Raw genomic sequence first — 24,074 nt, forward strand, 5'->3', positions numbered from 1 at the left:
TAAGAGGGCTTGCTGGTAATAAGCTAAATTACAGCGTTAAAAATACAATTAAGCCTACGCCAAGTAAAAGTCTGTAAATTACAAACGGCAGCATGCCCATTCGTTCTATCACTTTTAAAAACATGAAAATACAGGCGTACGCCGATAAAAACGAGAGGACTACACCTAAAATTAATGTGCTCCAATCAACCACATGATCGCCTAAAGCCAGCTCTATCGTGTAGTAAAGGCCCATCATAGAAATAATAGGTATAGCGAGTAAAAACGAAAAACGCGCTGCGCTTTGTTTGTTCATACCTAGCAATAAACCCGCTGTCATAGTAATGCCTGAGCGAGAGGTACCAGGGATCATAGCCACCGCTTGAGCAAAGCCAATAAGCAGCGCTGTTTTCCAGTTAAGCTGGTAAATTGTTTTCATTTGCTTACCTTTGGCATCGGCGTACCAAAGTAATAAACCAAAAATAATAGTCGTAGCTGCTATAACCCACGCACTGCGCAGGTACAGCTCAACAACGTCTTTTAGCAATAAGCCTAATAACGCAGCAGGTACAGTGCCCAGTATAATCCACCAGCCAAGTTTGCTGTCGTCAGTGGTGCCTTGAGCGCCAAACGATTTAAACCAGGCGCTAAGAATATCAGCCACTTCTTTACGAAAATAAATAACAACCGCTATTAACGTACCAACATGCACTGCCACATCAAAAGCAAGGCCTTGGTCTTCCCATCCCAAAATTTGCGAAGGTAAAATTAAGTGAGCTGAGCTCGAAATAGGTAAAAACTCAGTAAATCCTTGTATCAGGGCTAAAATAATTATTTCTAAAATACTCATGGGTTAGAAAACTCCACCTTCCATAGTTTTTGTTGAGGGTTGTTATACGCACTCCATAGCGCAGCAATGGTTTGCTTAGCAACGGGGTGATAAAAATTGGGGGCGACTTCACAAAGAGGCTGAAGTACAAAAGCGTTTTTGGTAATTTCATCGCGAGGTAATTGTGCTGGCGAGTCGCAAATAACGTCATCGTAAAAGAGCAGATCTAAATCTAATGTACGGGGGCTAAATTTTTTATCATCCGCTTTACGCCCGTTATCTCGCTCTATTTGTTTTAATAACTTACATACACGCTCAAGCGGCATTGATGTGGTAGCAGCCACCACCGAGTTATAAAAGTTATTACCTTTAAACCCTACTGCCTCGCTTTCAAAAACAGATGAATGCACAATATCTGTAAAGTGTTGCTCAAGTGCATCAAGCGCACAGCGAATATAATGCGCTTTATTTATATTTGAGCCTAAGCTGATATAAATTTGCGCCATTTAGCTCATAGCCTGTGTGCGTGTAATTTCTACACCTACGGTGTTTGCTTGCGCTACAGCGGCCGGTTTGCTCACTCTAATTGTTACTTGTGGTGTATTAAATTCGGTTAATATAATAGTTGCTAGTTGCTCTACTAAGGTTTCAAGTAACTCAACCGGCTTAGCCGTAGTGTGCTCAATCACTCGCTCGCTTACTTTTGCATAATCGAGTGCTAAATTAATGTCATCATTTGCTGCTGCAGGCTTTATATCGCTGAGCATTTCAATATCAAAATAAAGGCTTTGTTTACTTTCTTTTTCAAAGTCGTACACTCCAATAATTGTGTCGACGTGTAGTTGAGATATAAAAACCTTATCCATTGATACTCCAAATAACTATAAACACTCTCTAAGCATACAATGCATTGATTAAATTAATACTGTATATGCTTTAAGTAGTGTTTAAATATGTAAAAATTACTTCTACAATAGCCAAATAGCTAGATTAACTGCAAAATACAGCAGTTAATAATTTTCACGATAAATTGTGCCGCCAATAATAGCGTAAAAGTGCTATCGATGGGTATAGCAATTAAAAAATAAGGGACTTTGTGTTAGCCATTTTACTGTTTGTTTTAGCCTACTTATTAGGGTCGATTTCATCGGCTATATTAGTGTCTCGGCTATTCAAACTGCCAGACCCTCGCAGCAGCGGTTCAAATAACCCAGGTGCCACCAATGTGTATCGTTTAGGTGGAGCCTTTCCTGCGTGCTTAGTATTAGTGTTTGATATTTTAAAAGGCACTATCCCCGTATGGGGGGCTTATTTTTTAGACCTAACGCCTTTAGCACTTGGTTTGGTCGCCGTTGCCGCGTGCTTAGGGCATATGTACCCACTATTTTTTAGTTTTAAAGGCGGAAAAGCGGTAGCCACTGCGTTTGGCTCTTTATTGCCGATTGGTTTATCACTGGCGGGGCTATTAATAAGTACCTGGATTATTGTGGTTGCTATTACGCGCTTTTCTTCATTAGGCGCTTTGGTCACAGTGTCGCTTGCTCCACTGTATACGTGGTTAATTAAACCGCTTTACACCCTACCGGTAACCTTTATTACCGTGCTAATTATATTTCGTCATCGCACTAATATTATTCGCCTTTTTAAAGGTGAAGAACCAAAAGTGGGCGCTAAAAAAGCACCCACTAATGAAGAAAATCAATAATTATTGATGCTAAATGGCTTCTAAGCTGTCGATTGGCCAACGCGGTTTAGTTTTCATGTCGAGTGTGGCAAACTGGCCTGCTTTTAAGCGCTGCATACCAGCGAAGGCAATCATTGCGCCATTATCAGTACAAAACTCAGTACGTGGATAGTAAACCTGTCCTTTCATTCCTTGCATAACACGCTCAAGCTGTAAGCGCAGCTGTGTATTTGCACTTACTCCGCCGGCAATCACTAAACGTTTTATCCCAGTTTGTTTTAGTGCACGCTTACACTTAATAACCAATGTATCAATCACTGCTGTTTGAAACGCATGGGCGATATCTGCTTTGGTTTGTGCGTCATCATCATTTTCGCGAATCGCTATAGAAGCTGCTGTTTTTAAGCCACTAAAGCTAAAATCAAGGCCTGGCTTATCCGTCATAGGGCGTGGAAAAACAAACCGTTTTGCAACACCTTGCTCAGCCATTTTAGCTAGTCGAGGGCCGCCTGGGTAATCAAGCCCTAGCAGTTTAGCTGTTTTATCAAATGCTTCACCTGCGGCATCATCAACAGATTCACCCAATACTTCGTACTGGCCTATACCGGCTACTTTTACCATCATGGTATGGCCGCCCGACACTAGCAAAGCAATAAAGGGAAACTCAGGCACGTTTTCTTCAAGCATAGGTGCAAGTAAATGCCCTTCCATATGATGCACGGCAACAGCTGGGATATCCCAACCATAGGCTAAAGAACGGCCAATAGAGGTACCTACCAATAACGCCCCCACTAAACCAGGGCCTGCGGTGTATGCAATGCCATCTAAATCTTCAGGGCCACAACCGGCTTGAGCAAAAGCAGCGTCAATAAGTGGCAGGGTTTTACGAACGTGATCGCGCGATGCAAGCTCAGGTACAACACCGCCATAATCTGCATGTACTTTTACTTGGCTGTATAACTGGTGAGCCAATAAGCCTTTTTCATCATCGTAAATTGCAATACCGGTTTCATCACACGATGACTCAATGCCTAAAATTCGCACTTTACTTCTCCTGCCTTTATTTACTGCTTAACCTGCACTGTGGTTAAGAGATTTACACACATATTTAAAACTATTTAATTTTATCATTCTCTAGCTAAGGTTTTTACTAAGTTCAACGTAATAAACGCTAAAAATTGCTAGAGAGCAATTAACCACAGTTAATTAATTACAACTATAACGCCAAACCAATATTGGTTTGTCCATCTGCAACGGCCTGCTTTTTAAGTGCCTTAACGTTTTCAGAAGTCACGCGGCCCATATTTTCTACAAAGTCGATTAGCTCACTTAAAACTTCAATTTCGTATTGCATTAATGGGTGTTCTCGTACGGCTTTATTGTCAGCTACTTCACCTTCAACCGTCATTTGGTATTCAATAAAACGCGCCACTGTTGCTTGCGATATTTTACTAACACTTATAAATTCTTGCTCGTCTTGCCCCATCAATCCGTGCATTAGGCTCAAAAGCGACGTTGCAGCGTCTATTGCGGGGTAAGTACCAAACATATCAAAGTCGGCAAGTTCAGGTACATTTGGCTCAATTTTTTCTACTTGTTTTTCGAGATCTATTTTACTTTTTGGTAGTAATATTTTTTCCCAGCAAACATTTAACGCACTGCGTAATAAGGCTTCATCACCAAAACCGGTGGCTTCACTAAATAAACCATAATTAGGTAACATACGCTCAATTAAAGCACTTGCTAACACCGCTTTTTGTAAGTAGTTTAGCTCTCTAATACGCTGAAAGTTATTCGCTTTTGTCATTTTTTAACGTCTCACATGACCAACAAAAATCAAATGTTGATCCATTATGCTCATTACAGTTAGGGCATACCCAATCTGGAGCGGATTGTTTTACTTGTTGGTAGTTTACCAATATTTCGCGCGCGTGGCGCTCTTTTATCGAATAAACCTGCACACTTACTTGGGTTTGTTCAAAGGGGATTTCGCCTAAGGCGCCTTGAAGCATTTCACCTTGAATTTGGCACTCAATTCCCGCGCTTAATAACAGCCCTTTGATTATATTTGCCTCTAATGTGTTATCTGCTTTGTAGAGCGTTACCCACTGAAAAGCTTGCTGAGTACTATGAGTATTAATATTTTGCAATTATCACCTCAATTATTTTGTGTTTACAATATCCTACGATACTCTACTAAAGTGTATAGCAGGTAACTTTTTAGGATAAAACAATGACACTTACTACCCCAGGTTTACTTTTTCCAGCAATCTCACTGTTGCTGCTTGCTTACACAAACCGCTTTTTAGTACTAGCGCAATTAATCCGAGAATTAAATTCACGAGAAGGTGAATCTATTCGCCCCGTTGTTGTGGCTCAAATAACAAACTTAAGAAAGCGCATTAAGCTAATACGTACCATGCAAGTGTATGGTGTGGCGTCTTTTTTATTGTGTACGCTATCAATGTTTGCCTTATTTATAGAATTTAATACCACAGGCATTATTTTGTTTGGGGTGAGCTTAGCGTGCTTAAGCCTTTCGTTATTAACATCGTTATTTGAAATTCATATTTCGTGCGACGCCATAGAAATAGAGCTACAAAGTATTGAAGACAAACCCTTAAGTAACCGCATTACTAAAAACTTTACTAACAAAAGTAGTAAGCCTTAGCGGCTTATTTTTCTAAAATCTTAAACAATAATAAAGCGATGGCATAACCTAAAACTATAAGCGTTTATGCCTCACTTCATTACAAATCACTACGTAGGATTTTCCTATAGCCTTTTTTCTGGCATACTTTTTTATTAATTAATGCTAAATTATGTCTAAAGTATTACTTTTAAAAGCGTCAAAGCACCTAAGTCATTGTATTTAGCCTTACTTGCTAACATAGCTTAGTTTTAAATAGAGTAATAAATCACTATAAATAAGCCTAATTGGTAATACTTTTAAATGCGTCTTCTCTTTAAATAATACTAAAAGAGGGATATGCTGATGCAAATATGTCATAAATTTGCAAACACAGTTACATATTAGGCTTCGCTTTTTGAAAGCTCGAATCTAATATTATTGATGTTCGCGGCACACGCGACTTACTTATAAAAAGGGACTATAAAGTGAGATTTGAACAATTAGAACAATTTGTAGCGCTTGGTGTGTTACGCCACTTCAGACAAGCAGCCGAACAAACTCAAATTAGTACATCAGCGCTAACGCGCAGCATTCAAACCCTAGAAGACGAAATGGGGTACGAACTGGTGAAACGCTCAACACGTTCAGTAAAGTTAACACCCGAAGGCGAGCTATTTCTTGATTACGCCAAAAACACCCTTGCCGAACTTGAGCATACAAAAAAACGAATTTCTCAATCGGTTAACGGCAATACTGACGAAAAGTTAGTCATTGGCTATACCAACAAAGCCAGCAGTGTAGTACCTATCTCATGCGGGCAATTTTTAGCACAATACCCCCATGTTAAAATAGAAATGCAATTGCAAGAGCAGCACGAGCTTGCACGCAAACTGCAAGAGGGCGAGATTGATATCAGTGTTTATTCGCAGGCAATTAACAGCATCGGCAGCGACATACACCTGCCAGACCAACTGGTATTGTTTGTTTCTAAACACCATCCGTTAGCAAATAAAAGCGATATCAGCAAACACGATTTAGATAGCTACCCTATGTACGGCTGTTTTTCTCAGTCTAAACAAGTACAAAGCATGCTTAACGAAGCCATCGATATGCTCAACAAATCGGCTAGCATTAAGGTAGGCAGCATTGAGCAAGTAATGTCAGGGCTGGTTAAATCAGATCACTTTGCTATTGCAAGTATTGAACACGCGAGCACTCTTGCAGAGCACACAGAGCTTGTACAGCTAAAAACAAATAAAGACTTAAGTCACGAACAACTTGTTATACAAACAAGCCAACAAGCAGCAGTTGGCGAACACATTGACCATTTATTATCTCTTATCAAAAAAGCATCTACGACTATTACTTAAGCCAAGATAAAAATAGCATACCGCATTGCCCTTAAACCTTTTAAGGGCAACCAATTTAGATAGCCCTTACTGATTTACTCTTCTTGTGACCAAAACCTGCAGCACAGCAGCTTAACCTAAAAAGCCCTTTTAGTTTTTATGCTTACGCGTTAGGTTTTTATTTGCTTAAATAACGGAACACAAACCACTAGCTATTAAATTTTTTTAGGCTACACTGTCGCACCTTTTTTAATCAACAGACATAAATGAACACACTTTTTAGTTCTGATGTTTATTTAGATGCAATAGAAACCCATGGTTATGTTGTTATACCTAACGCACTTATTAGCGAGCTAGTAGAGAGTTTAACCACCGATTGCCACCGTATTAACCCGCATTTTAGCGCTGCAGGCATTGGCCGTTTAAATGACTTACAAATAGATAAAACCATTCGTAAAGATAAAACCTATTGGTTTGATGGCAGCTCACAAGCACAGCTAACTTATCAAGCAACAATGGAAAGTATAAAAACCACACTTAATCGGCAGTTTTTTATGGGCTTATTTGATTATGAGTGCCACTACGCTAAATACACCCAAGGCGACTTTTATAAAAAGCATTTTGATGCATTTAAAGGGCGTTCTAACCGCGTATTTACAACAATCCTTTATTTAAATACGCCCGAGCAAGGCGGCGAGCTTGTTATTTACAAGCCAAAAAGTAAGCAAGTAGAGATAATAATTAAACCCACCGCGGGGACACTCGTTATGTTTGAAAGCGAGCGTTTTGCACACGAGGTATTACCTGCCATTAATGAGCGCTACTCTATTGCTGGCTGGTTTAGAAAAAACGCCTCAATAAGTGGAGTAATTGACCCGCCACGATAAAACCAACATAGCCACAACAACTAGTGGCTATGCTGAGGTTAAATTAATAGCGTTGAGATGAAATTAACGCGCAAATACAAATGACAAGAACAAGCCAACAAAAATAGCTAATCCAACATAGTGATTATTTAAAAACGCTTTAAAACATGCATCACGCGCACGTTTATGAATAAGCACTTGCTGATAAATAAGTAACCCAGCGGCAGTACATAAACCTGCAACAAACGCCAAGCCTAGCTGGTTAATTAAGCCAATAAGCGCCAACAACGCTATAAAATTAGCGTTTAACAAAAATATAATATGGCGGTCGTATTTACCAAATAAAATAGCAGTAGATTTAACCCCTATTTTTACATCGTCATCTCTGTCGACCATGGCATACATAGTATCGTACGCTACCGTCCAACAAATATTTGCAACAAATAACAGCCACGCCTGCAGCGGTAATGAGTCTATTGATGCCATATATGCCATAGGTATCGCCCAACCAAATGCAGCGCCTAAGACTACCTGCGGAAGATGTGTATAGCGTTTCATAAACGGGTAGCAAAATGCCAGTGCCAACGCCCCAAGTGACAATAAAATAGTGTTGATGCTAAGTAGTAATACCAATACAAAAGCAATGGCTATCAGTAATATGAATAAACTCAGTGCTTCACCTGCACTTACTTGTCCGGTGGCCAAAGGCCGCCCTGCTGTACGCTTAACTGAGCCGTCTATTTTTCTATCTGCAAAATCGTTAATAACGCAGCCAGCACTGCGCATAACAATTACGCCTAAGGTAAATACAATAAAGTTAATTAGGCTTGGCATACCAGCGTTTGCAAGCCATAGGGCCCAATAAGTAGGCCACAGTAATAGTAATGTACCGATAGGTTTGTCAATGCGCATGAGCTGAATATAAAAAGGGCTATGCTGTAATTGCAAAGGGGCTAATTTCATGAGTACAAATAGGCTCCGGGTAAAAATACTTCGCACACCAAAAAGTGATAATCATTAATAGAAAACACACTGCGACGACCTAATAAAGGGTGCGTAGCTAAATTCAACTCTTTAACAAGTGACTGCAGCGCATGCTCTGAGTCAAAGCGCCCTACCTCAATATTACTTCGGGTAAGTTCAGGGTGCTGAAAAATAACATCACCTAAAGGGCGCGCGCCCATATTATGCAGTGTTGTTTGCGTTTGTGTACTGGGCAGCCAACTTTGGGCATACACCATGGGTGTATTGTCACACAATAAAAGCACCTCGCGATTAAGTGCTTTATTTGTATTTGAGCCAAGTAGTTGTTGCTGTGCATCGCTTAGGGTAAAAGTTTGCTCATTAAGCACTTTTACACTAAAACTTTGTGCATTACTTTTTAATTTAGCGGTTAATGAATGTGGCTCAAATAGCCACTCTTGCTCTAACGCAGATAAGTTATTTACCAAAGAAGCACATTGCCAATTGGCAGATATAGAAAGCGGAAATGTAATCACAATAGCTCAATAAAATAAAAACCGAGACGATGATAACATTGCCAAAGCATTTGAAAAAGTGATGTTTTACTGCCGATAAATAATTGCAGGAGCTGTTTATTAGGCGCTATTAAGTATAAACTATTTGTATTAAGAAAATGGAAACACACTAAAGATGAAAAAAATAGTATACGCAGGTTTTTTAGCACTGATCCTAAACTGTTTTAGCTTTTCGGCAAAAGCGGAATCGACAGTGGGCTATTTTGGTTTTGAGCCAGACATAATTACCAATTACATAGGCGCTTCAAGTAAAAAAATGGGCTATGTACGCGTGACTATAGATTTAATGCTTAGCAATAATGCAGATATTGCTATTGTAGAGCACCATACCCCGCTTTTACGCGATGCGTTAGTAGAAATACTATCTAAAGAACCTGAAGAAAAAATAAAGTCGCTTACTGGGCGTGAAGAAATTAGAGCAAAGTGTGCCGAAAAATTAAAAAGCCTGTTAAAAGAAGAAACAGGCCAAGAGATTATTCGTGAAGTATTATTTACTAAGTATTTATACCACTAAGCTTACGCTTTTTTAGCATTAAATAAATTAGCGGTTACGGCATAAGCCATGCCGCTTAAAAGCCCACCTAAATGCGCCCAATTAGCCATACCAACAAACAACACATCAGCAAAACCGAGTACCAGCCAAATTAACATAAAGCCAATAATGGCAGTGCTTACTAGCGCAGGTTGCTTAGGATTTAAATAGCTGTGAATCCAACAAAAACCCAATAAACCATACACAACGCCACTTAAGCCACCAAAGTTAGGCCCCACAATTAAAAACTGAGCCCAGTTACTAATAAGTGCAGTAACCACAAATAGCCCAACTAAACTCAGCTTGCCGCATTGCTTTTCAATATTATCACCTAACGACATCCACCAAATTAAGTTAAATACAATGTGCATTGCGCTAAAATGAACAAGTGCCGGCGTTAACCAGTTCAGTGGTTGGCTCGGGTTAAACTGCAAAGCAGTGTATATTTGCTCAAAGCCACCCAATAAAAATGCAAAGTAAATAGCAACGCTTACAATACTTACGGTTTTATTTAGCCAGCTTAGTGCTTTAAAGCGCGCCACTAAATTAAGCGATTGTCCTTGATACGTTAAGCCAGATTGCGTACTGCCCACATCCCAAGAGGCTTGTTGATAACGCTCATGATTGGGGTTTTGTACAAATTCAGCCCACAAAGGTTGCACTTGATGAAAGTGCTCGCCCGCAACACAAATAATAACATTATTGCCATCAGCGCTGCGCAGTTGCCCTTCTAAGCCTTGGCTTTTTAAATAATCTATAAAGCCCTGTGCGGCACGAGGATTACTTAAACTACCTAGCTCAATCATCGTTCCACTTTCTCGCTGTAAGCCGCTTCCCAAGCCGTAAAGCCACCATCCATGCTATATACATCTTCAAAGCCCTGCTCTACTAAATAACTAGCCGCACCTTGTGAGCTCATGCCGTGGTAGCAAACAATAATAATGGGCTGATCGAACTCTTTTTCCATCATGAACTGAGCTATATTGGCATTTGAAAGCGCTTCAGAGCCAGGAATATGCCCTGCTTGGTACGAGTTAGGATCGCGTATATCTGCGATCACTACATCTTCTTTATCAAGCAATTCGTGCGTTTGTGCTATAGATATATGTTTAAATGCCATTGAAATCTCTTTTAAAAATATAATAAAAAGGCGGCTTAAGCCGCCTCTGTATGCAAACTTTAAACTATTCCCAGTTTAAAATTACTTTACCAGATTGACCTGAAATCATCATATCAAAGCCAGCTTGGAAGTCATCTACCGAATATTGATGCGTAATAATAGGGTCTAAATTAAGGCCTGATTGAATCAAGCTTGCCATTTTGTACCACGTTTCGAACATCTCGCGACCATATATACCTTTGATCACTAAGCCTTTAAATATAACTTTATTCCAATCTACGGCCATATCTGATGGTGGAATACCCAACATGGCAATTTTGCCACCATGGTTCATGTTATTTAACATAGAATTAAAGGCGCTTGGCACACCTGACATTTCAAGGCCAATATCAAAGCCTTCAGTCATACCTAGCTCATTCATTACATCTTCAAGCTTATCATTCGCAACGTTTACGGCTCGTGTAGCGCCCATTTTACGCGCAAGCTCTAAACGGTATTCGTTAACATCGGTAATCACAACATGGCGAGCACCCACATGCTTAGCAACGGCCGCCGCCATAATACCAATTGGTCCTGCCCCTGTAATAAGCACATCTTCACCCACTAAATCAAACGATAAAGCGGTGTGCACAGCATTACCAAACGGGTCAAAAATAGACGCAAGCTCGTCAGAAATATTGTCAGGAATTTTAAACGCATTAAAGGCCGGAATAACTAAATATTCTGCAAATGCGCCTTCGCGGTTAACGCCTACACCGGTTGTATTTCGGCACAAATGCACACGACCAGCACGACAGTTACGACAATGCCCACACGTAATATGCCCCTCGCCAGATACGCGGTCACCTACTGCAAAGCCACGTACTTCTTGGCCCATATCAACCACTTCACCCACGTACTCATGGCCTACGACCATAGGGGTCGGAATGGTTTTTTGTGACCACTCATCCCATTTATAAATATGAACGTCGGTGCCACAAATCGCAGTTTTACGAATCTTAATGAGTAGATCGTTATGCCCTACTTCAGGCTTGGGTACGTCGGTCATCCAGATGCCGGTTTCGGCTTTTAATTTTGATAAAGCTTTCATAGTTAACACTCAACTAAAAAACCGAAGCAATACTTCGGTTTATAAAAAATTAAATAACGCCCATTTCTTTACCAATACGGGTAAAGGCAGCAATTGCGGTGTCTAGTTGTTCAATACTGTGCGCAGCAGAAATTTGTGTACGAATACGCGCTTGGCCTTTTGGCACAACAGGGAACGAAAAACCGGTTACATAAATGCCTTCAGCGAGTAGTTTGTCTGCCATTAATGAAGCAACTTTAGCATCGCCAAGCATTACAGGAATAATGGCATGATCTTTACCCGCACACGTAAAGCCAGCGGCTTCCATTTGCTCACGGAAATATTTAGCATTTGACCAAAGTTTAGCGCGTAACTCGCCACCATTTTCAAGCATTTCGAGTACTTTAATTGACGCAGTTACAATTGAAGGGGCTAATGAATTTGAGAATAAGTAAGGGCGCGAACGCTGACGTAGCCATTCAACAATTTCTTTTTTACCTGATGTATAACCGCCTGATGCACCGCCCAGCGCTTTACCTAGCGTACCGGTAATAATGTCTACACGGTCAAGCACATTACAGTACTCAGGCGTGCCTTTACCGTTTTCTCCAACAAAGCCTACCGCATGTGAGTCATCAACCATCACTAATGCATCATACTTATCAGCAAGGTCACACACAGCTTCAAGGTTACAAATTACGCCATCCATAGAAAACACGCCATCGGTGGCAATTAATTTTGTTTTAGCGCCCGCTTCATCAGCTGCAATAAGTTGCTTTTCAAGATCCTCCATATCGTTATTAGCATAACGAAAACGCTTAGCTTTACATAAGCGTACGCCATCAATAATTGATGCGTGATTTAGAGAGTCAGAAATAATAGCATCTTCAGCGCCTAAAATAGTTTCAAATAGGCCCGTATTAGCATCAAAACAAGACGAGTATAAAATTGTATCTTCGGTTTCTAAAAACGCGCTAATTTTTTGCTCTAGTGTTTTATGAATATCTTGCGTGCCACAAATAAAACGCACTGAGGCAACACCAAAGCCATGGTCATCTAAACCACCTTGCGCTGCTTTAATTAGCTCAGGGCTATTTGCTAAGCCTAAGTAATTGTTAGCACAAAAATTAATAACTTTATCGCCAGATGCAACTTCTATTTGAGCTTGTTGCTGCGAGGTAATAATACGCTCACTTTTATACAAACCTTGCGCTTTAACGTCTTCAATTTGCTCTTGTAGTTGGCTAAAAAAAGCAGATGCTCTCATCTGTAGTCTCCAATTAAATGAACGGGTAAACAACAACATTAAAGCCACTGTTTATGTTGGGGTGTATTGTAAAAGTTTAACAAGTAAAATGCACTGTTTGCAGCTCGTCGCTAATACAGGTAATGGCAGCAATACTTAACACTTTAGTTGCGAAAATATAAACGCACCTTATGCCAAGTAGTGTGCTGGTAAATCGTTAATAGAGTCAATCACTAAATCGGCGTATTGTTTAGCGGTTTCGTTAAATTGTTGGGCAGAGCGAACTAGCACTCGCGTGCTAATAGCCGCTTTTTGTGCCGCTTGCATATCGCTAAGTTTATCACCCACCATAACACTGCTCGAAGGGTCAATATTATGCTCTTGCATAGCTTGTAACAGCATACCTGGAGCTGGTTTTCTGCACTGGCACTGTTTTAAATATTGCGCTATCGCTTTTTTGGGATGGTGCGGGCAAAAATACACATCTGTAATTTTAATATTGTGCTTACTAAATTGTGTTTTCATCCACTGAGTTAAAGCTAAAAAGTCATCTTCAGTGTAGTAACCTCGCCCTATTCCCGATTGATTAGTTACTATGATAATTTTATAACCTGCATCATAAAATGTTTTACAGGTACTAAACACACCGTCTATAAATTCAAATTTTTCACTTTGATACACATAGCCATGATCAATATTTACCACGCCATCTCGGTCTAAAAAAAGTGCTTTGGTTTTTTCTGTTACACTCATTTTATAGACTCTTTTTGTACCACATGATCAAACATAGCTTTAACACTGTCTACGCTTATTTGGCTCATAAGGTCATCTCCCTTAACGCGCGTACCCCAAGGCAATTGTTGAGCTGTTTTACCCGTTTGCTTTAGCAGATTTTGATTATACACCTCAACTACGTAGTCTTGATATAAATAAGGGCCTGTACGTGCAGGATTAGAATGCGCATATAAACCAATAACCGGCGTACCTACCGTTACCGCCATATGTGCAGGGCCGGTATCGGGGGCTAATACTAAATCAGCGCGCTTAAGCACACATAACAGCTCTTTAAGTTTTGTTTTACCGACTAAGTTTAAAATAGTACAGTGACTGTGTTTTATAATTTGATTAGCTAAATTAATCTCAAGCTCAGTTGGGCCGCCCGTTAGTACCACGTTGAAGCCTTGCTCATGCGCGTAATCAGCAAGGGCAGCATAGCGCTCAGGCAACCAGTTTCGCTGTGCTTTACTGGCCGCAGGAGATATTACCAATAACTTATTTGCCAAATACGTAGGCCCTAATAATGCATCTGCTTTGTTCTCATCCGCTAAGGTATAAGGCATATCCCAGGTAGGTGAATAGTCTTTAACTCCAATGGCGCCCGCAAAGCCTTTAAATCCCTCTAGCACATGCGCTTCTTTTTGTGGGGCTATTCGTTTATTTATAAACAAGCTATGTAATTCTTTTGAACGTGCCCAATCAAAGCCTATTTTTACTTTAGCCGGAATACAGCGTGCAACAAAGCCAGCTCTTAATGCGACTTGCATATTAAGCAGCACATCAAACTGCTGCCCTTTAAAAGAATGTGCTAACTTTTTAAGTGCATCCTTACCTTGTTTTTTATCAAAAACCACCAGCTCAACCCCAGGTAAATCGGCAAGTAACATGGCTTCTATTTTACCCATTACCCACGTTATTTTTGCATTGGGGTGTGCTTTTTGAATGGCTTGTACAGCACTAACGGCATGACACACATCACCAATGGCAGAGAGTCTTAAAATACAAATTGAGGAGTAATTAGGCACTTGAGTCACGCGTTCCACTTTGGCTTTAAATAATAGACTGCGATCTTAAATTATACTCGTACTAATGCAAGCACTTATGCTGTGCTATAAAACACGTTAATATACACGCATTATTTAATTATTTTAACGAGCTATGTTTAAAACACTAACGCAAGGTAAGCACACTATTTTAAGCCACCCAGATTATTTTAACGAGGTTGATTTAAACTGGTTTGATGCAGATTATTGGCAACAGCAAAATAAAATAGTCGGTGCTAAAAAAGGCCGCGCCACAGCCTGGTTTTTTAAACACGATAATTTAACCGCTGTACTTAGGCACTACTGGCGCGGCGGTTTAGTTGGCAAGTTGTTAAGCGATCAGTACCTCTACCCTGGGCTTAAAAACACCCGTGTGTATAAAGAATTCAGCTTAATGATAAGGCTTATTGAGCTTGGCTTAAATGTACCAAAACCCATTGCCGCCAAGGTAACAACCACAGGCTTAATTTATCGTGGCGATATAATTACAGAGGCTGTAAAAGGGGCTAAAAGCCTGCTCGATATTTTAATTGAACGCCCACTAACAGAAGATGAGCTCAAGCGCATTGCCAATACTGTTGCGCTATTTCACTCAAAAGGTGTGTACCACGCTGATTTGAATATAAATAATATTTTATTTAATGAAACGGGCGAGGTTTATATTATCGACTTTGATCGCGGCGAAATAAAACCATTAAATAAGCAATGGCAACAAAGTAATATGGCACGTTTAGAGCGCTCATTTTTAAAAGAGCAAGGACGTAACAACGCTTTTTATTGGCAAAGTAATGACTGGCAAACTTTGTTGGCTATTTATAAAGAGCAATTAACCACACAAAGCTAGGTATTGCTTAGCAACTTGTTCGGCCGTTACCTTTTGCAAAATGTCGGCATTATCTACATTAGGCTTAGTATTTAAAACCAGCTCAATTTTAGCCGCTAGCTCATCGCTATGCCCTACATGCGCTAAATATTTAGCCAAGTCGTTTGTTAAAATTTCGCTCGGTCCAAACGTACAGTTAGTACTTACTACAGGCGTGCCAACAGCTAATGCTTCAATTAACACTGTAGGGAGCCCTTCAAAATCAGAGCTTAATACTAATGCCTCAGCCTGCTTAATCCAGTTATACGGATTTTGTTCAAACCCTGGCACTATAAGTTGTCCCTCAATACCATACGTTTTTGCAAGCTTAAATGCTTTGCTAGGCTTATTACATAAAAGGACTAATTTGTATTTTTTATCAAGCTTTGCAAATGCCGAAAATAAAATATCGTGGCGCTTTTGTTTAGCTAATCGCCCTACATGAATAACATACGGCGATTGTGGAATTTGCGTATTAACCTCATTTGAGAGGCGCTTTATATCCAATAAATTAAAGGGATTATAAATAGTTGTGATGGCGCTTGGGCTAATTAAACGCCCTTGGGTAATTTCTTGCTCTACCCCTTTAGACACGCACACCAAGGATTTTCCGTTTAAGTTTTGCTTTGACTTTTTAAGATAGTAATAAGAAAACGGGCCTAACTTTTTTTGCCTCGCTAGCTCTGCATTAACAGAGTTATGCATAACAAAGTGAACATTTTTAATCTGGCTTTTAGCCAATAAGTTATTGCTTCTATCTAAATTGCTAAGTACTAAATCTATGGGGCCAGTTTGTTTTTGTTTGTTATTAAACCACGCCTCTAGTTTTGCTACACTTTTATTTATTTTCCAAAAACGATCCACTTTAGTGGCTTTATCACTGAATAGACTTTCAACCTTTATATTCGCAGGGATCGTGTATTCATATTTATTAGCCAACGATAAAATAGTAACGCTATGCGTTTTTACTAGCTGCTGAGCAAGGGTTAGCATCACTTTTTCGGCGCCACCACCCGCTAACGAGTCTATTACAATCACTATATTCATCTATCGGCAACCATCAGCATGCTTTTAACCCCTTGCGTTATTTCTTCATAGCTATGCGCGCTTTCAAGCAAAGAGTATTTTTCTAGTAGCTGGTTAAAATGCGGCTCTATTAGTAAAGCGCTGGCTTTATTTACTATGTCTTCAATCTCAAAGTTTGCTTTAATTACCACGCCAGTTGTGGCGCAACTTGCTAGGCGCTGTGTTTGATCTTTTGAAATAGCACATGCCACAGCAGGCGTTTTAACAGCAACCGCCTGCAATAGCGTGTCGCCAGCACTTAACAATGCAAATTTAGCTTGCTCCATAAGCGACAAAAACTCACTATTTTCTAACGTATCCAAATTTATAACCGTATTTGATGCTGGCAACGCTTTATTATAATTAGGGCCAAATACCACCACCGCCTTTAACCCTGTTTGCAATGAAATTTGCTCTGCGGCGGCAAAAAATACATCCGCACAGTTTTGATTATCTAGCACATGACCGCCAGAGCCTGCACTCACAATAAAGTAGCCTTGTTCATCAAGCTGATACTTTTTTAACACCTGTTTGGTATCGCACGCTGATGAAAATGCTATGTAAGGGCCCACATTTTTAGGCATAGCCAAAGAAAACATATCTATTTTAACTTTTTCAGCCCAGCTCAGCGGTTCAATGCAGTAATCGGGCTGCACCACCCAATGGCTATCAATTAAGTTGATACGGTTAAGTTTTAAGCCCTTCGCTCGCTTTTTCGCATGCTGAGAAATAAACACCACTTTGGCACCCACTTTTTTTGCAGCTTTCATGTGAGCAGCGCGCCCTGCACAATCAAATATTACAATGTCAGGTTTAAAATCGGCTATAACTTCACACACTTTATCGCGCTCTTTAGTCGCAGAGCGCTCAAGCAAGGTGGTATCATATGGGCAGTTTTTAGCGTAGTTCGCGTGCTTATTTAAAACAAAATGGATGGTCAGTGAATCTAGACATTCACTTTCAAGGCTTTGGGCTAGCAGCAACGAGCGCATGTATTCACCTATTCCTTGTGGCGATGATACGGGTATAAATAAAAGTCGTTTGTTGCTCATTGCATTCTCTATTTCCTATTTGCGCAGCAGTATATCAATCCCATTGTTTTTACGATAGCTAGGTTACATTTTTATACACAAATTTAACGCCATAAAATAGATTATTTACTGCAATAGCCATGTTAGATTGGTAAACTTAGCCGCAATCTTAATCACAAGGATCTGAACTTTGCGAAACAGAATCTTTCTACTTTCTTCTCTTTTTTGCGCTATGAGCGCATCAGTAACTGCAGAGCCCTGGGTAAAGCCAGACGATTACGGTCTACGTGCCGACATTCAACAACTGGCTGATGCCGGTGTTATTTTAGCGCCTGTAACCACCTACCCGCTAATGTGGAAAAGCTTTATTGGCGAGCTAGAATCGAGCAAGCTTGAACTTTTATCTCCCAGCCTGCAAGATGCACTGCTTCGTGTAAAACATCGTTATAAGTCAGAAAACAGCAGCTCGCACAGTGTACAACTCTCAGCGTTTGCCGCATCAGACCCAATTATAGCCACCAGCTTTGGGGCAACCAACACACAAGAATCTGAGCTTTCTGCGGCCTACGCCTACCTCGGCGATAACTTTGCGGCGAAGGTAGCCATTAATTACCGTAACGATGGTAAGCAATGCTTAGTTGATGGCAAAACAACCGATGATATAGCCACTAACGAACAAGCACTTGAAGATTGTAACGATACCTCATTTGACGATAGCTACTTAGCCTACCGCTTGGGCAATTGGATTTTTAGAGCCGGTGCCGTAGAGCAGTTTTGGGGCCCAGGTGTTGATAACAGTTTAATTATGTCGGGTAATGCAAAGCCACTGCCGGCACTAAGTGTAACCCGTGAACAAAGCACAGCGTTTGAAACGCCTTGGTTAAGTTGGCTTGGGCAATGGAGCTTTACCGCGCAAATGGCAAAGTTAGAATCGACCCGTGTTATTCCTGATGCGCTGCTTTGGAGCAGCCGTGTTAACTTTCGCCCGATGCAACAGCTTGAAATTGCTTTAAGTTGGTCTGCGCAGTGGGCCGGTGAAGGCCAACCAAGCTCAGCAGGTGATTTTATTGATGTTATTACTGGGCAAACTAATTGTATTGATGGCAATGAAAGTTGTGATAGCTCACTGGAGTCTAAAATTGGTAATCAGCTTGCAGGCATAGATGTGCGTTGGTCTGACACTTTATTTAGTCACCCCTATGCAATCTACGCAAGTACAATTGGCGAAGATGCCAGCTCGCAATTCAAACCAGCCGACAGAGCGTACTTATTTGGCGTACAAACTACGCAGCGCATTTACAATCAAAATGTGCTCGTTAACGTTGAATACATAGATACAGGTGTATCGTGCTCGGCCGAATCAACCAATGAAAACTGCTACTACGAACACTCCGATTATAAATCGGGCTATCGTTACCACGGCCGCACTATTGGCTCAACCTTTGATAACGATGCGCAGTCAGTGGTATTAACACTTTTAGGTCAGCTTTCAAATGGCGATGACTGGCAAGTAAAACTACGTAGTGTGGATTACAACAGCGATAATCTTGACCGTTACCCTAGTAACCCCGATTTAGGTAATACAATTACCAAAACCGGTTATAACTCAAAACAAGTTGAGCTACGCTACAGGCAGCTGGCTATGGGCGGGCGCTTAACGCTCGGCGCTTTTGCATCAAACAACGATGGCGCAGAAAACGACACATCAGCGTTTGCTAAGTACGAATATAATTTTTAAACCGTATATTTAAAAATAGCATTTTAAATGCTGCTATTTATAACAAAAAAAGGGTTGAAAACTGCGTTTTCAACCCTTTTTTATTTAATCAGCAAATATTACTGCTTTATTTTGCTAATCACCTTAGAGGTTGAACAACCATCTAAAAATGTCAGCACTTCTACTTTGCCGCCATGGCGTAGCACATGATCGGCGCCAGCTATTTGCTCTACGGTGTAATCACCACCTTTAACTAAAATATCGGGGCTTATTTGCTCGATTAATTTAGCCGGTGTGTCGTTTTCGTCCGCGCTGCCAAAGGGAATTACCCAATCCACAGAGGCAAGTGCACTTAATACCATTGCGCGCTCATCAAGTGGATTTATAGGGCGCTCAGGGCCTTTTAAACGCGTAATTGAATCATCATTATTTAAACCAACAACGAGTCTATCTCCACGCGCTTTAGCTTGGGCTAAATAGCGTACGTGGCCTGCGTGTAAAATATCAAAACAGCCATTGGTAAACACTATCGTTTCGCCATTTTGTTTAGCAAACTCAATGTGTTGCAATACATCGTCAAACGGAGTTTGGTAGTGCTCGCCATTGATGTGCAAGTATTGGCCAAGCTTTTGGCTAAGCTCTTCTGGTGAAACCGTTGCCGCACCCAATTTACTTACTACAATGCCTGCGGCTAAATTAGCAATTTCTACCGCATCTTTAGGCTCCATACCTGCCCCGAGCATCACCGCAAGCGTGGCTATAACAGTATCGCCTGCGCCAGTTACATCACTTACTTCTAGCTGCTGCGCTGCAAAGTCGTGTTTTTCATCGGCATTAATTAATGACATACCTTGCTCAGAGCGTGTAAGTAGCATAGCTTTAATACCATTTTTACTAATTAGCTCACGCGCGCTTTGTGCTAATATTTCTTCAGAGCCTGTTTTCCCCCCAGCCAAATTAAATTCATGTAAATTAGGGGTAATATAGTCTGCGCCTTCGTATAAGTGTAAATCGGGCGATTTAGGGTCTATAAGTACAGTTTTACCCGCCGTTTTAGCAACGCTAACCATTTCTTTAATTAAGCTCAGCGAGCCTTTGCTGTAATCAGAAAATACCACAAAGTCGTAATCATCAAGCACCAGCTCTAAACGGTTTAATAACAACTGGCTATGCTGCTCGCTAAAGGTCTCTTCTAAATCTAGGCGCACAAGTTGTTGATGGCGGCTAATTACACGCATTTTAGAAATAGTGGGTAAATCGCATACACTAACAAGCTGTGAATGTATTTTTTCACCCTTTAAAATGGTTTCTAAGATTTGCCCGCTTTCATCTTCACCAATTAAACCAAGTAAGCCCACTTTGGCATCAAGCCTAGCAATGTTTTTTGCAACATTTGCAGCACCACCCGCTTTATCTTCAAACTTGCTTACTTTAACAACGGGTACTGGGGCCTCAGGCGAAATACGCCCTGTATCGCCGTACCAGTATCGGTCTAGCATGACATCGCCCACAACTAAAATACGCGCTTTAGATAAGTTTTTTAATAGCGATAAATCCATTACTGCTGCTCCGCAACAACCATATCAATAGCTTCACATAACCAATGGCCAATAAACATATGTGCCTCTTGGATACGGGCTGTTTCATCATTTTTTATAATAATGGGCAATTTAGCAATGTCTTTTACTTTACCGCCCTCGCGTCCAGTTAAGGCAACCGTAAACGCGCCAATTTTGTTAGCCGCTTCCAGTGCTAAATTAATATTGGCGCTGGTACCTGAGGTTGTTAAACCAATCACTAAATCTTCTGGTTTACATAAAGCCTGAACTTGGCGTTCAAATACCGTATCAAAGTGGTAGTCGTTACTGTGCGCAGTTAATATTGAGGTATCTGTGGTCAGCGCCATTGAGGCAAGTGGGCCACGCTCTAACTTATAACGCACAACAAATTCGGCTGCTAAATGCTGTGCATCGGCAGCACTGCCGCCGTTACCAAACCAAATAACCTTACCACCAGCTTGCAATGCACTGTGGCACGCTTCTAATAATTGCATAGACTCTTGATGATAAGCCTCCATCGTTTCAAATAAGGCTTGATGACGGTTTAAACTTTCAACGTAGCTTGTTGCCACAGAATCGATAATTGACATGAAAAATTCCTCTAGGAACTGAAATGGCAGGAAAAAATTAAATCCATTATTCCATAGTTTTATTTAGTTGTGTGTATTTTATGGGAATATAGCTGAACTGAATTATAATTTAGTGCTTCACATGTTCAGAAATTATCACTTTCGCGTTAAACTAGCGCCACTTACCTTAATAAAAGTTCAGTATGGCACGCATTTTTTACTCACTCGCTTTAATTTTAATTAGCCCTCTGATTGTATTTTACTTGTATGTACTAAGAGGTAAAAAAAATAAAGGCTACCGCGCGCACTTTAAAGAGCGCTTTGGTTTTATTAGCAAACACTTATTTAATAATAGCGCTAAACCGGTTGTGTTCCACTGCGCTTCTGTAGGTGAGGTCCTTGCTGCAGCGCCACTGATTAAAGCTCTGCAAAAACAACACCCGCAGCTTAATATACTTATTACCTGCAATACTCCTACCGGGCGTGCGCAAATTAGTGAACAATTTAAAAATACCGTGGCGTGTTGTTATTTACCTATAGACTTTGCAGTTTCGAGCGCTCGATTTTTAAAGCGCGTAAATCCACAAGCACTGTGTATTTTAGAAACTGAGCTGTGGCCTAATTTAATGGCAATAAGCCATAAAAAGACTATTCCGGTATTAGTGCTTAATGCTCGCCTAAGCGAAAAATCGCAACAAGGGTATCAAAAGGTGGCAGGGTTAACGCATATAATTATGCGTTCAATTTCAGTGCTTGCAAGTCATAATAAAAATGATGCTAAGCGCTTTATTGAACTTGGTTTACCCCTTTCAAAAAGCCATGTTACAGGCTCAATAAAATTCGACATTACGCCAAGCAATGAGCAACTAACTAAAGTTGCAAATCTTAAAGCCGAATATAAAACCAAAGAACGTTTTGTATGGGTGGCAGGCTCCACTCACCCGCTTGAACACGAAATGATATTAAACGCCCATCAGCAGCTATTAAAAAAATACCCTAATGCACTTTTAGTTATAGCACCGCGCCACCCTGAGCAATTTGATAAAGTAGCCGATACGCTAACTCAAAGCCCACTTAGCTTTAGTAGTCGCAGCAACAATAACTATCAAAACGAGCAAGTACTATTAGCTGATACACTGGGCGAACTACAGTGTTTATATGGCGCAGCGAATGTAAGTTACATAGGCGGCAGTTTAATTCGCCGAGGTGGGCACAACCCACTTGAAGCTGCTGCTTTTTCGGTTGGTGTTATTACAGGCCCACACACGTATAATTTTGATCATATCTACCCTGAGCTAATTAAACTTAAAGGGGCTGTCGTTGTTGAAAATACCGATGAGCTTGCTAAACAATTAATTAATTTAAGCCAAAACACCAAAGCGTGCCAAAGCTTGGGTATTAAAGCGCAGCAATGTGTTGTAAAAAACCAAGGCGCCATTGAAAAAACATTAACCATTATAAATCAGTATTTAGAGCCAAAAGCATGACTCATCAAGCAATTGCCCAAACCCGCGAGTGGGTATCATCCGTTATTGTAAAATATAACTTTTGCCCATTTGCCCGTAAAGAAGTAGAAAACAACTGTATTCATTATGTGCTTAGCCCTGCAATAAAAATTGATGACGCTGTAATGGACATGCTAGAGCAGTGTGTGCAGCTTGATCAAAATCCAGAGCGCGAAACCACATTAATACTGTTTGATAACGGCTTTAGCGATTTTGAAGACTTTTTAGATTTAGTCGATTTAGCCAATGCCTTACTGGTAGCGCAAGGCTTTGAAGGTAAATACCAAATTGCTAATTTTCACCCCGATTACGTATTTGCCGACAGCAATGAAGATGATCCGGCAAATTACACCAACCGAGCACCCTACCCTACACTGCATTTAATTCGCGAACTGAGTATGAGCGAAGCGCTTGATAACTATAACGAGCCTGAATCTATACCAGAGCACAATATAAAGCTTGCAAGGCGCAAAGGATTCGACTTTTGGCAGCAACTTTTAGCAAATATAAAAAAAACGAGCGCCTAAACGCTCGGTTTTTAAGTAATATGTTTAGCTGCTTGTATTACTTTTTAACCCAGTTACCATTCACTTCAATATAGTGGCCACTTTTGGTCTTTTCGATTGTTTTAGCTGCCGCGAGTGCTTCTACTTGTGCCAGCGATAAATCGTTCTTTTTAGCCAGCTTTAAATACTGTGCTTTACGTTTAGCGTTAATTTCCTCAACCACGGCTTTTGCCTCGCTGTTTTGTACCACAAGCCCTAAGTAACCTGAGCTATCTTCACCCACTAAGCCTTGGTTTTTAGCATCATCTAAACTAATAGCCCACGCCGAAAACGACAAACATACCGCACTTACTAGAGTAGCAATACTTAATTTATTTTTTATAGTCATCATTTAGCTCCTAAAATAATTCACTGTCGTCACTGAATAAGTTATCGAGTTCTTTATCTACTTTTACTCGAATTTCGTGATCTACTTTTACATTTAGATTGATCGTTATCGGCTCTTTCGCTGCCACCTCTACTCTGTGGGTACATGCGCTTAAAGCGCTAATAGCAGCAAGTGCAATAACGGCCTTAATGCTCAACAAATTTTTCAT

Annotated in this window: 29 protein-coding genes; 9 read left to right on the forward strand and 20 right to left on the reverse strand. The window is 40.5% G+C overall.

The genetic code is table 11. The features are described 5' to 3' along the window. Positions 1 to 28: 28 nt before the first annotated feature. The 3 genes from MTF64_RS13540 to folB are packed head-to-tail and all read right to left on the reverse strand — an operon-like array spanning position 29 to position 1,674. Positions 29 to 829, reverse strand: a complete 801-nt coding sequence (locus MTF64_RS13540) for an undecaprenyl-diphosphate phosphatase (protein WP_004588544.1) — start codon at positions 827 to 829, stop codon at positions 29 to 31. Next, a complete protein-coding gene (gene folK, locus MTF64_RS13545; protein WP_055252923.1) occupies positions 826 to 1,314 on the reverse strand; it encodes a 2-amino-4-hydroxy-6-hydroxymethyldihydropteridine diphosphokinase in 489 nt (162 codons plus the stop codon). Before folK ends, MTF64_RS13540 begins: the two co-directional genes overlap by 4 nt. Further along, complete coding sequence (gene folB / locus MTF64_RS13550; RefSeq protein WP_064386911.1) at positions 1,315 to 1,674, reverse strand: dihydroneopterin aldolase; 360 nt, start codon at positions 1,672 to 1,674, stop codon at positions 1,315 to 1,317. It lies immediately after the preceding gene. A 230-nt stretch (positions 1,675 to 1,904) separates the two neighbouring features. Between folB and plsY the strand changes: the two genes are divergently transcribed. Continuing rightward, positions 1,905 to 2,513, forward strand: coding sequence for a glycerol-3-phosphate 1-O-acyltransferase PlsY (gene plsY / locus MTF64_RS13555; RefSeq protein ID WP_248451714.1), 609 nt, complete (start codon positions 1,905 to 1,907; stop codon positions 2,511 to 2,513). A gap of 9 nt (positions 2,514 to 2,522) precedes the next feature. On the opposite strand, the gene tsaD is transcribed toward plsY, so the two are convergent. The 3 genes from tsaD to MTF64_RS13570 all read right to left on the reverse strand — a co-directional run bounded on the left by tsaD (position 2,523) and on the right by MTF64_RS13570 (position 4,642). Continuing rightward, complete coding sequence (gene tsaD / locus MTF64_RS13560; RefSeq protein WP_248451715.1) at positions 2,523 to 3,536, reverse strand: tRNA (adenosine(37)-N6)-threonylcarbamoyltransferase complex transferase subunit TsaD; 1,014 nt, start codon at positions 3,534 to 3,536, stop codon at positions 2,523 to 2,525. 172 nt (positions 3,537 to 3,708) lie between these two features. Further along, positions 3,709 to 4,299 carry a YjaG family protein gene (locus tag MTF64_RS13565; protein WP_004588549.1) on the reverse strand — a complete coding sequence of 197 codons (591 nt, stop codon included), beginning with the start codon at positions 4,297 to 4,299 and terminating at the stop codon, positions 3,709 to 3,711. Then, positions 4,283 to 4,642 (reverse strand): DUF2007 domain-containing protein, encoded by a 360-nt coding sequence (locus MTF64_RS13570; RefSeq protein ID WP_248451716.1) that lies wholly within the window; start codon positions 4,640 to 4,642, stop codon positions 4,283 to 4,285. The genes MTF64_RS13565 and MTF64_RS13570 overlap by 17 nt, the downstream gene beginning before the upstream one ends. An 83-nt stretch (positions 4,643 to 4,725) precedes the next feature. Between MTF64_RS13570 and MTF64_RS13575 the strand changes: the two genes are divergently transcribed. The 3 genes from MTF64_RS13575 to MTF64_RS13585 all read left to right on the forward strand — a co-directional run bounded on the left by MTF64_RS13575 (position 4,726) and on the right by MTF64_RS13585 (position 7,360). Next, positions 4,726 to 5,163 (forward strand): DUF2721 domain-containing protein, encoded by a 438-nt coding sequence (locus MTF64_RS13575; protein ID WP_029773572.1) that lies wholly within the window; start codon positions 4,726 to 4,728, stop codon positions 5,161 to 5,163. A 446-nt stretch (positions 5,164 to 5,609) separates the two neighbouring features. Further along, positions 5,610 to 6,494: a LysR family transcriptional regulator gene (locus tag MTF64_RS13580; protein ID WP_004588552.1), complete on the forward strand. Its 885-nt coding sequence runs from the start codon at positions 5,610 to 5,612 to the stop codon at positions 6,492 to 6,494. Between the two features lie 245 nt (positions 6,495 to 6,739). Continuing rightward, positions 6,740 to 7,360: a 2OG-Fe(II) oxygenase gene (locus tag MTF64_RS13585; RefSeq protein WP_248451717.1), complete on the forward strand. Its 621-nt coding sequence runs from the start codon at positions 6,740 to 6,742 to the stop codon at positions 7,358 to 7,360. A 63-nt stretch (positions 7,361 to 7,423) separates the two neighbouring features. Here the strand turns inward: MTF64_RS13585 and ubiA are convergent, their stop codons facing one another. Beyond that, positions 7,424 to 8,302, reverse strand: coding sequence for a 4-hydroxybenzoate octaprenyltransferase (ubiA, locus tag MTF64_RS13590; RefSeq protein WP_248451718.1), 879 nt, complete (start codon positions 8,300 to 8,302; stop codon positions 7,424 to 7,426). After that, positions 8,299 to 8,838 carry a chorismate lyase gene (locus tag MTF64_RS13595; protein WP_248451719.1) on the reverse strand — a complete coding sequence of 180 codons (540 nt, stop codon included), beginning with the start codon at positions 8,836 to 8,838 and terminating at the stop codon, positions 8,299 to 8,301. The genes ubiA and MTF64_RS13595 overlap by 4 nt, the downstream gene beginning before the upstream one ends. Before the next feature lie 154 nt (positions 8,839 to 8,992). Between MTF64_RS13595 and MTF64_RS13600 the strand changes: the two genes are divergently transcribed. Further along, on the forward strand, positions 8,993 to 9,391 hold the full coding sequence (locus MTF64_RS13600) for a flagellar basal body-associated protein FliL (RefSeq protein ID WP_024034357.1): 399 nt from the start codon (positions 8,993 to 8,995) through the stop codon (positions 9,389 to 9,391). A 2-nt stretch (positions 9,392 to 9,393) separates the two neighbouring features. Here MTF64_RS13600 and glpG read toward each other — a convergent pair whose 3' ends face one another. The 6 genes from glpG to MTF64_RS13630 all read right to left on the reverse strand — a co-directional run bounded on the left by glpG (position 9,394) and on the right by MTF64_RS13630 (position 14,655). Beyond that, entirely contained in the window at positions 9,394 to 10,215 is an 822-nt protein-coding gene (glpG, locus tag MTF64_RS13605) for a rhomboid family intramembrane serine protease GlpG (protein ID WP_248451720.1), read from the reverse strand. Continuing rightward, on the reverse strand, positions 10,212 to 10,529 hold the full coding sequence (gene glpE / locus MTF64_RS13610) for a thiosulfate sulfurtransferase GlpE (protein WP_004588558.1): 318 nt from the start codon (positions 10,527 to 10,529) through the stop codon (positions 10,212 to 10,214). The genes glpG and glpE overlap by 4 nt, the downstream gene beginning before the upstream one ends. Positions 10,530 to 10,593: 64 nt before the next feature. Beyond that, complete coding sequence (gene tdh, locus MTF64_RS13615; RefSeq protein WP_004588559.1) at positions 10,594 to 11,619, reverse strand: L-threonine 3-dehydrogenase; 1,026 nt, start codon at positions 11,617 to 11,619, stop codon at positions 10,594 to 10,596. 49 nt (positions 11,620 to 11,668) lie between these two features. Then, positions 11,669 to 12,865: a glycine C-acetyltransferase gene (locus MTF64_RS13620; RefSeq protein ID WP_024034359.1), complete on the reverse strand. Its 1,197-nt coding sequence runs from the start codon at positions 12,863 to 12,865 to the stop codon at positions 11,669 to 11,671. Positions 12,866 to 13,033: 168 nt separating this feature from the next. Continuing rightward, complete coding sequence (gmhB, locus tag MTF64_RS13625; protein ID WP_248451721.1) at positions 13,034 to 13,597, reverse strand: D-glycero-beta-D-manno-heptose 1,7-bisphosphate 7-phosphatase; 564 nt, start codon at positions 13,595 to 13,597, stop codon at positions 13,034 to 13,036. Next, positions 13,594 to 14,655 (reverse strand): glycosyltransferase family 9 protein, encoded by a 1,062-nt coding sequence (locus MTF64_RS13630; RefSeq protein ID WP_248451722.1) that lies wholly within the window; start codon positions 14,653 to 14,655, stop codon positions 13,594 to 13,596. Before MTF64_RS13630 ends, gmhB begins: the two co-directional genes overlap by 4 nt. Positions 14,656 to 14,779: 124 nt before the next feature. Between MTF64_RS13630 and MTF64_RS13635 the strand changes: the two genes are divergently transcribed. Beyond that, complete coding sequence (locus MTF64_RS13635) at positions 14,780 to 15,508, forward strand: 3-deoxy-D-manno-octulosonic acid kinase (RefSeq protein ID WP_248451724.1); 729 nt, start codon at positions 14,780 to 14,782, stop codon at positions 15,506 to 15,508. Here MTF64_RS13635 and MTF64_RS13640 read toward each other — a convergent pair. Together MTF64_RS13640 and MTF64_RS13645 are read right to left on the reverse strand one after the other, a co-directional pair. After that, entirely contained in the window at positions 15,491 to 16,573 is a 1,083-nt protein-coding gene (locus tag MTF64_RS13640) for a glycosyltransferase (RefSeq protein WP_248451726.1), read from the reverse strand. The genes MTF64_RS13635 and MTF64_RS13640 overlap by 18 nt on opposite strands. Then, entirely contained in the window at positions 16,570 to 17,643 is a 1,074-nt protein-coding gene (locus MTF64_RS13645; protein ID WP_248451727.1) for a glycosyltransferase family 1 protein, read from the reverse strand. Before MTF64_RS13645 ends, MTF64_RS13640 begins: the two co-directional genes overlap by 4 nt. Before the next feature lie 211 nt (positions 17,644 to 17,854). Here MTF64_RS13645 and MTF64_RS13650 point away from each other — a divergent pair, with 211 nt between their 5' ends. Next, complete coding sequence (locus tag MTF64_RS13650) at positions 17,855 to 19,360, forward strand: capsule assembly Wzi family protein (protein WP_248451728.1); 1,506 nt, start codon at positions 17,855 to 17,857, stop codon at positions 19,358 to 19,360. 98 nt (positions 19,361 to 19,458) lie between these two features. Here MTF64_RS13650 and hldE read toward each other — a convergent pair whose 3' ends face one another. After that, positions 19,459 to 20,898 (reverse strand): bifunctional D-glycero-beta-D-manno-heptose-7-phosphate kinase/D-glycero-beta-D-manno-heptose 1-phosphate adenylyltransferase HldE, encoded by a 1,440-nt coding sequence (gene hldE / locus MTF64_RS13655; protein WP_054983153.1) that lies wholly within the window; start codon positions 20,896 to 20,898, stop codon positions 19,459 to 19,461. Continuing rightward, the gene (locus tag MTF64_RS13660; protein ID WP_004588568.1) at positions 20,898 to 21,488 is read right to left on the reverse strand and encodes an SIS domain-containing protein; all 591 of its coding nucleotides are present in this window, start codon (positions 21,486 to 21,488) and stop codon (positions 20,898 to 20,900) included. Before MTF64_RS13660 ends, hldE begins: the two co-directional genes overlap by 1 nt. A 182-nt stretch (positions 21,489 to 21,670) precedes the next feature. On the opposite strand from MTF64_RS13660, the gene waaA reads away from it, so the two are divergent. Both waaA and MTF64_RS13670 read left to right on the forward strand, forming a co-directional pair. Continuing rightward, a complete protein-coding gene (waaA, locus tag MTF64_RS13665; protein ID WP_248451729.1) occupies positions 21,671 to 22,954 on the forward strand; it encodes a lipid IV(A) 3-deoxy-D-manno-octulosonic acid transferase in 1,284 nt (427 codons plus the stop codon). Then, positions 22,951 to 23,499 (forward strand): DUF1415 domain-containing protein, encoded by a 549-nt coding sequence (locus MTF64_RS13670; RefSeq protein ID WP_248451730.1) that lies wholly within the window; start codon positions 22,951 to 22,953, stop codon positions 23,497 to 23,499. The genes waaA and MTF64_RS13670 overlap by 4 nt, the downstream gene beginning before the upstream one ends. 37 nt (positions 23,500 to 23,536) lie before the next feature. Here the strand turns inward: MTF64_RS13670 and MTF64_RS13675 are convergent, their stop codons facing one another. Both MTF64_RS13675 and MTF64_RS13680 read right to left on the reverse strand, forming a co-directional pair. Next, a complete protein-coding gene (locus tag MTF64_RS13675) occupies positions 23,537 to 23,866 on the reverse strand; it encodes a YdbL family protein (protein WP_004588571.1) in 330 nt (109 codons plus the stop codon). A 10-nt stretch (positions 23,867 to 23,876) separates the two neighbouring features. Beyond that, complete coding sequence (locus MTF64_RS13680) at positions 23,877 to 24,074, reverse strand: YnbE family lipoprotein (RefSeq protein WP_004588572.1); 198 nt, start codon at positions 24,072 to 24,074, stop codon at positions 23,877 to 23,879.

The sequence above is a fragment of the Pseudoalteromonas sp. 2CM41L genome (assembly GCF_023161905.1).
GTDB lineage: Bacteria > Pseudomonadota > Gammaproteobacteria > Enterobacterales > Alteromonadaceae > Pseudoalteromonas > Pseudoalteromonas atlantica.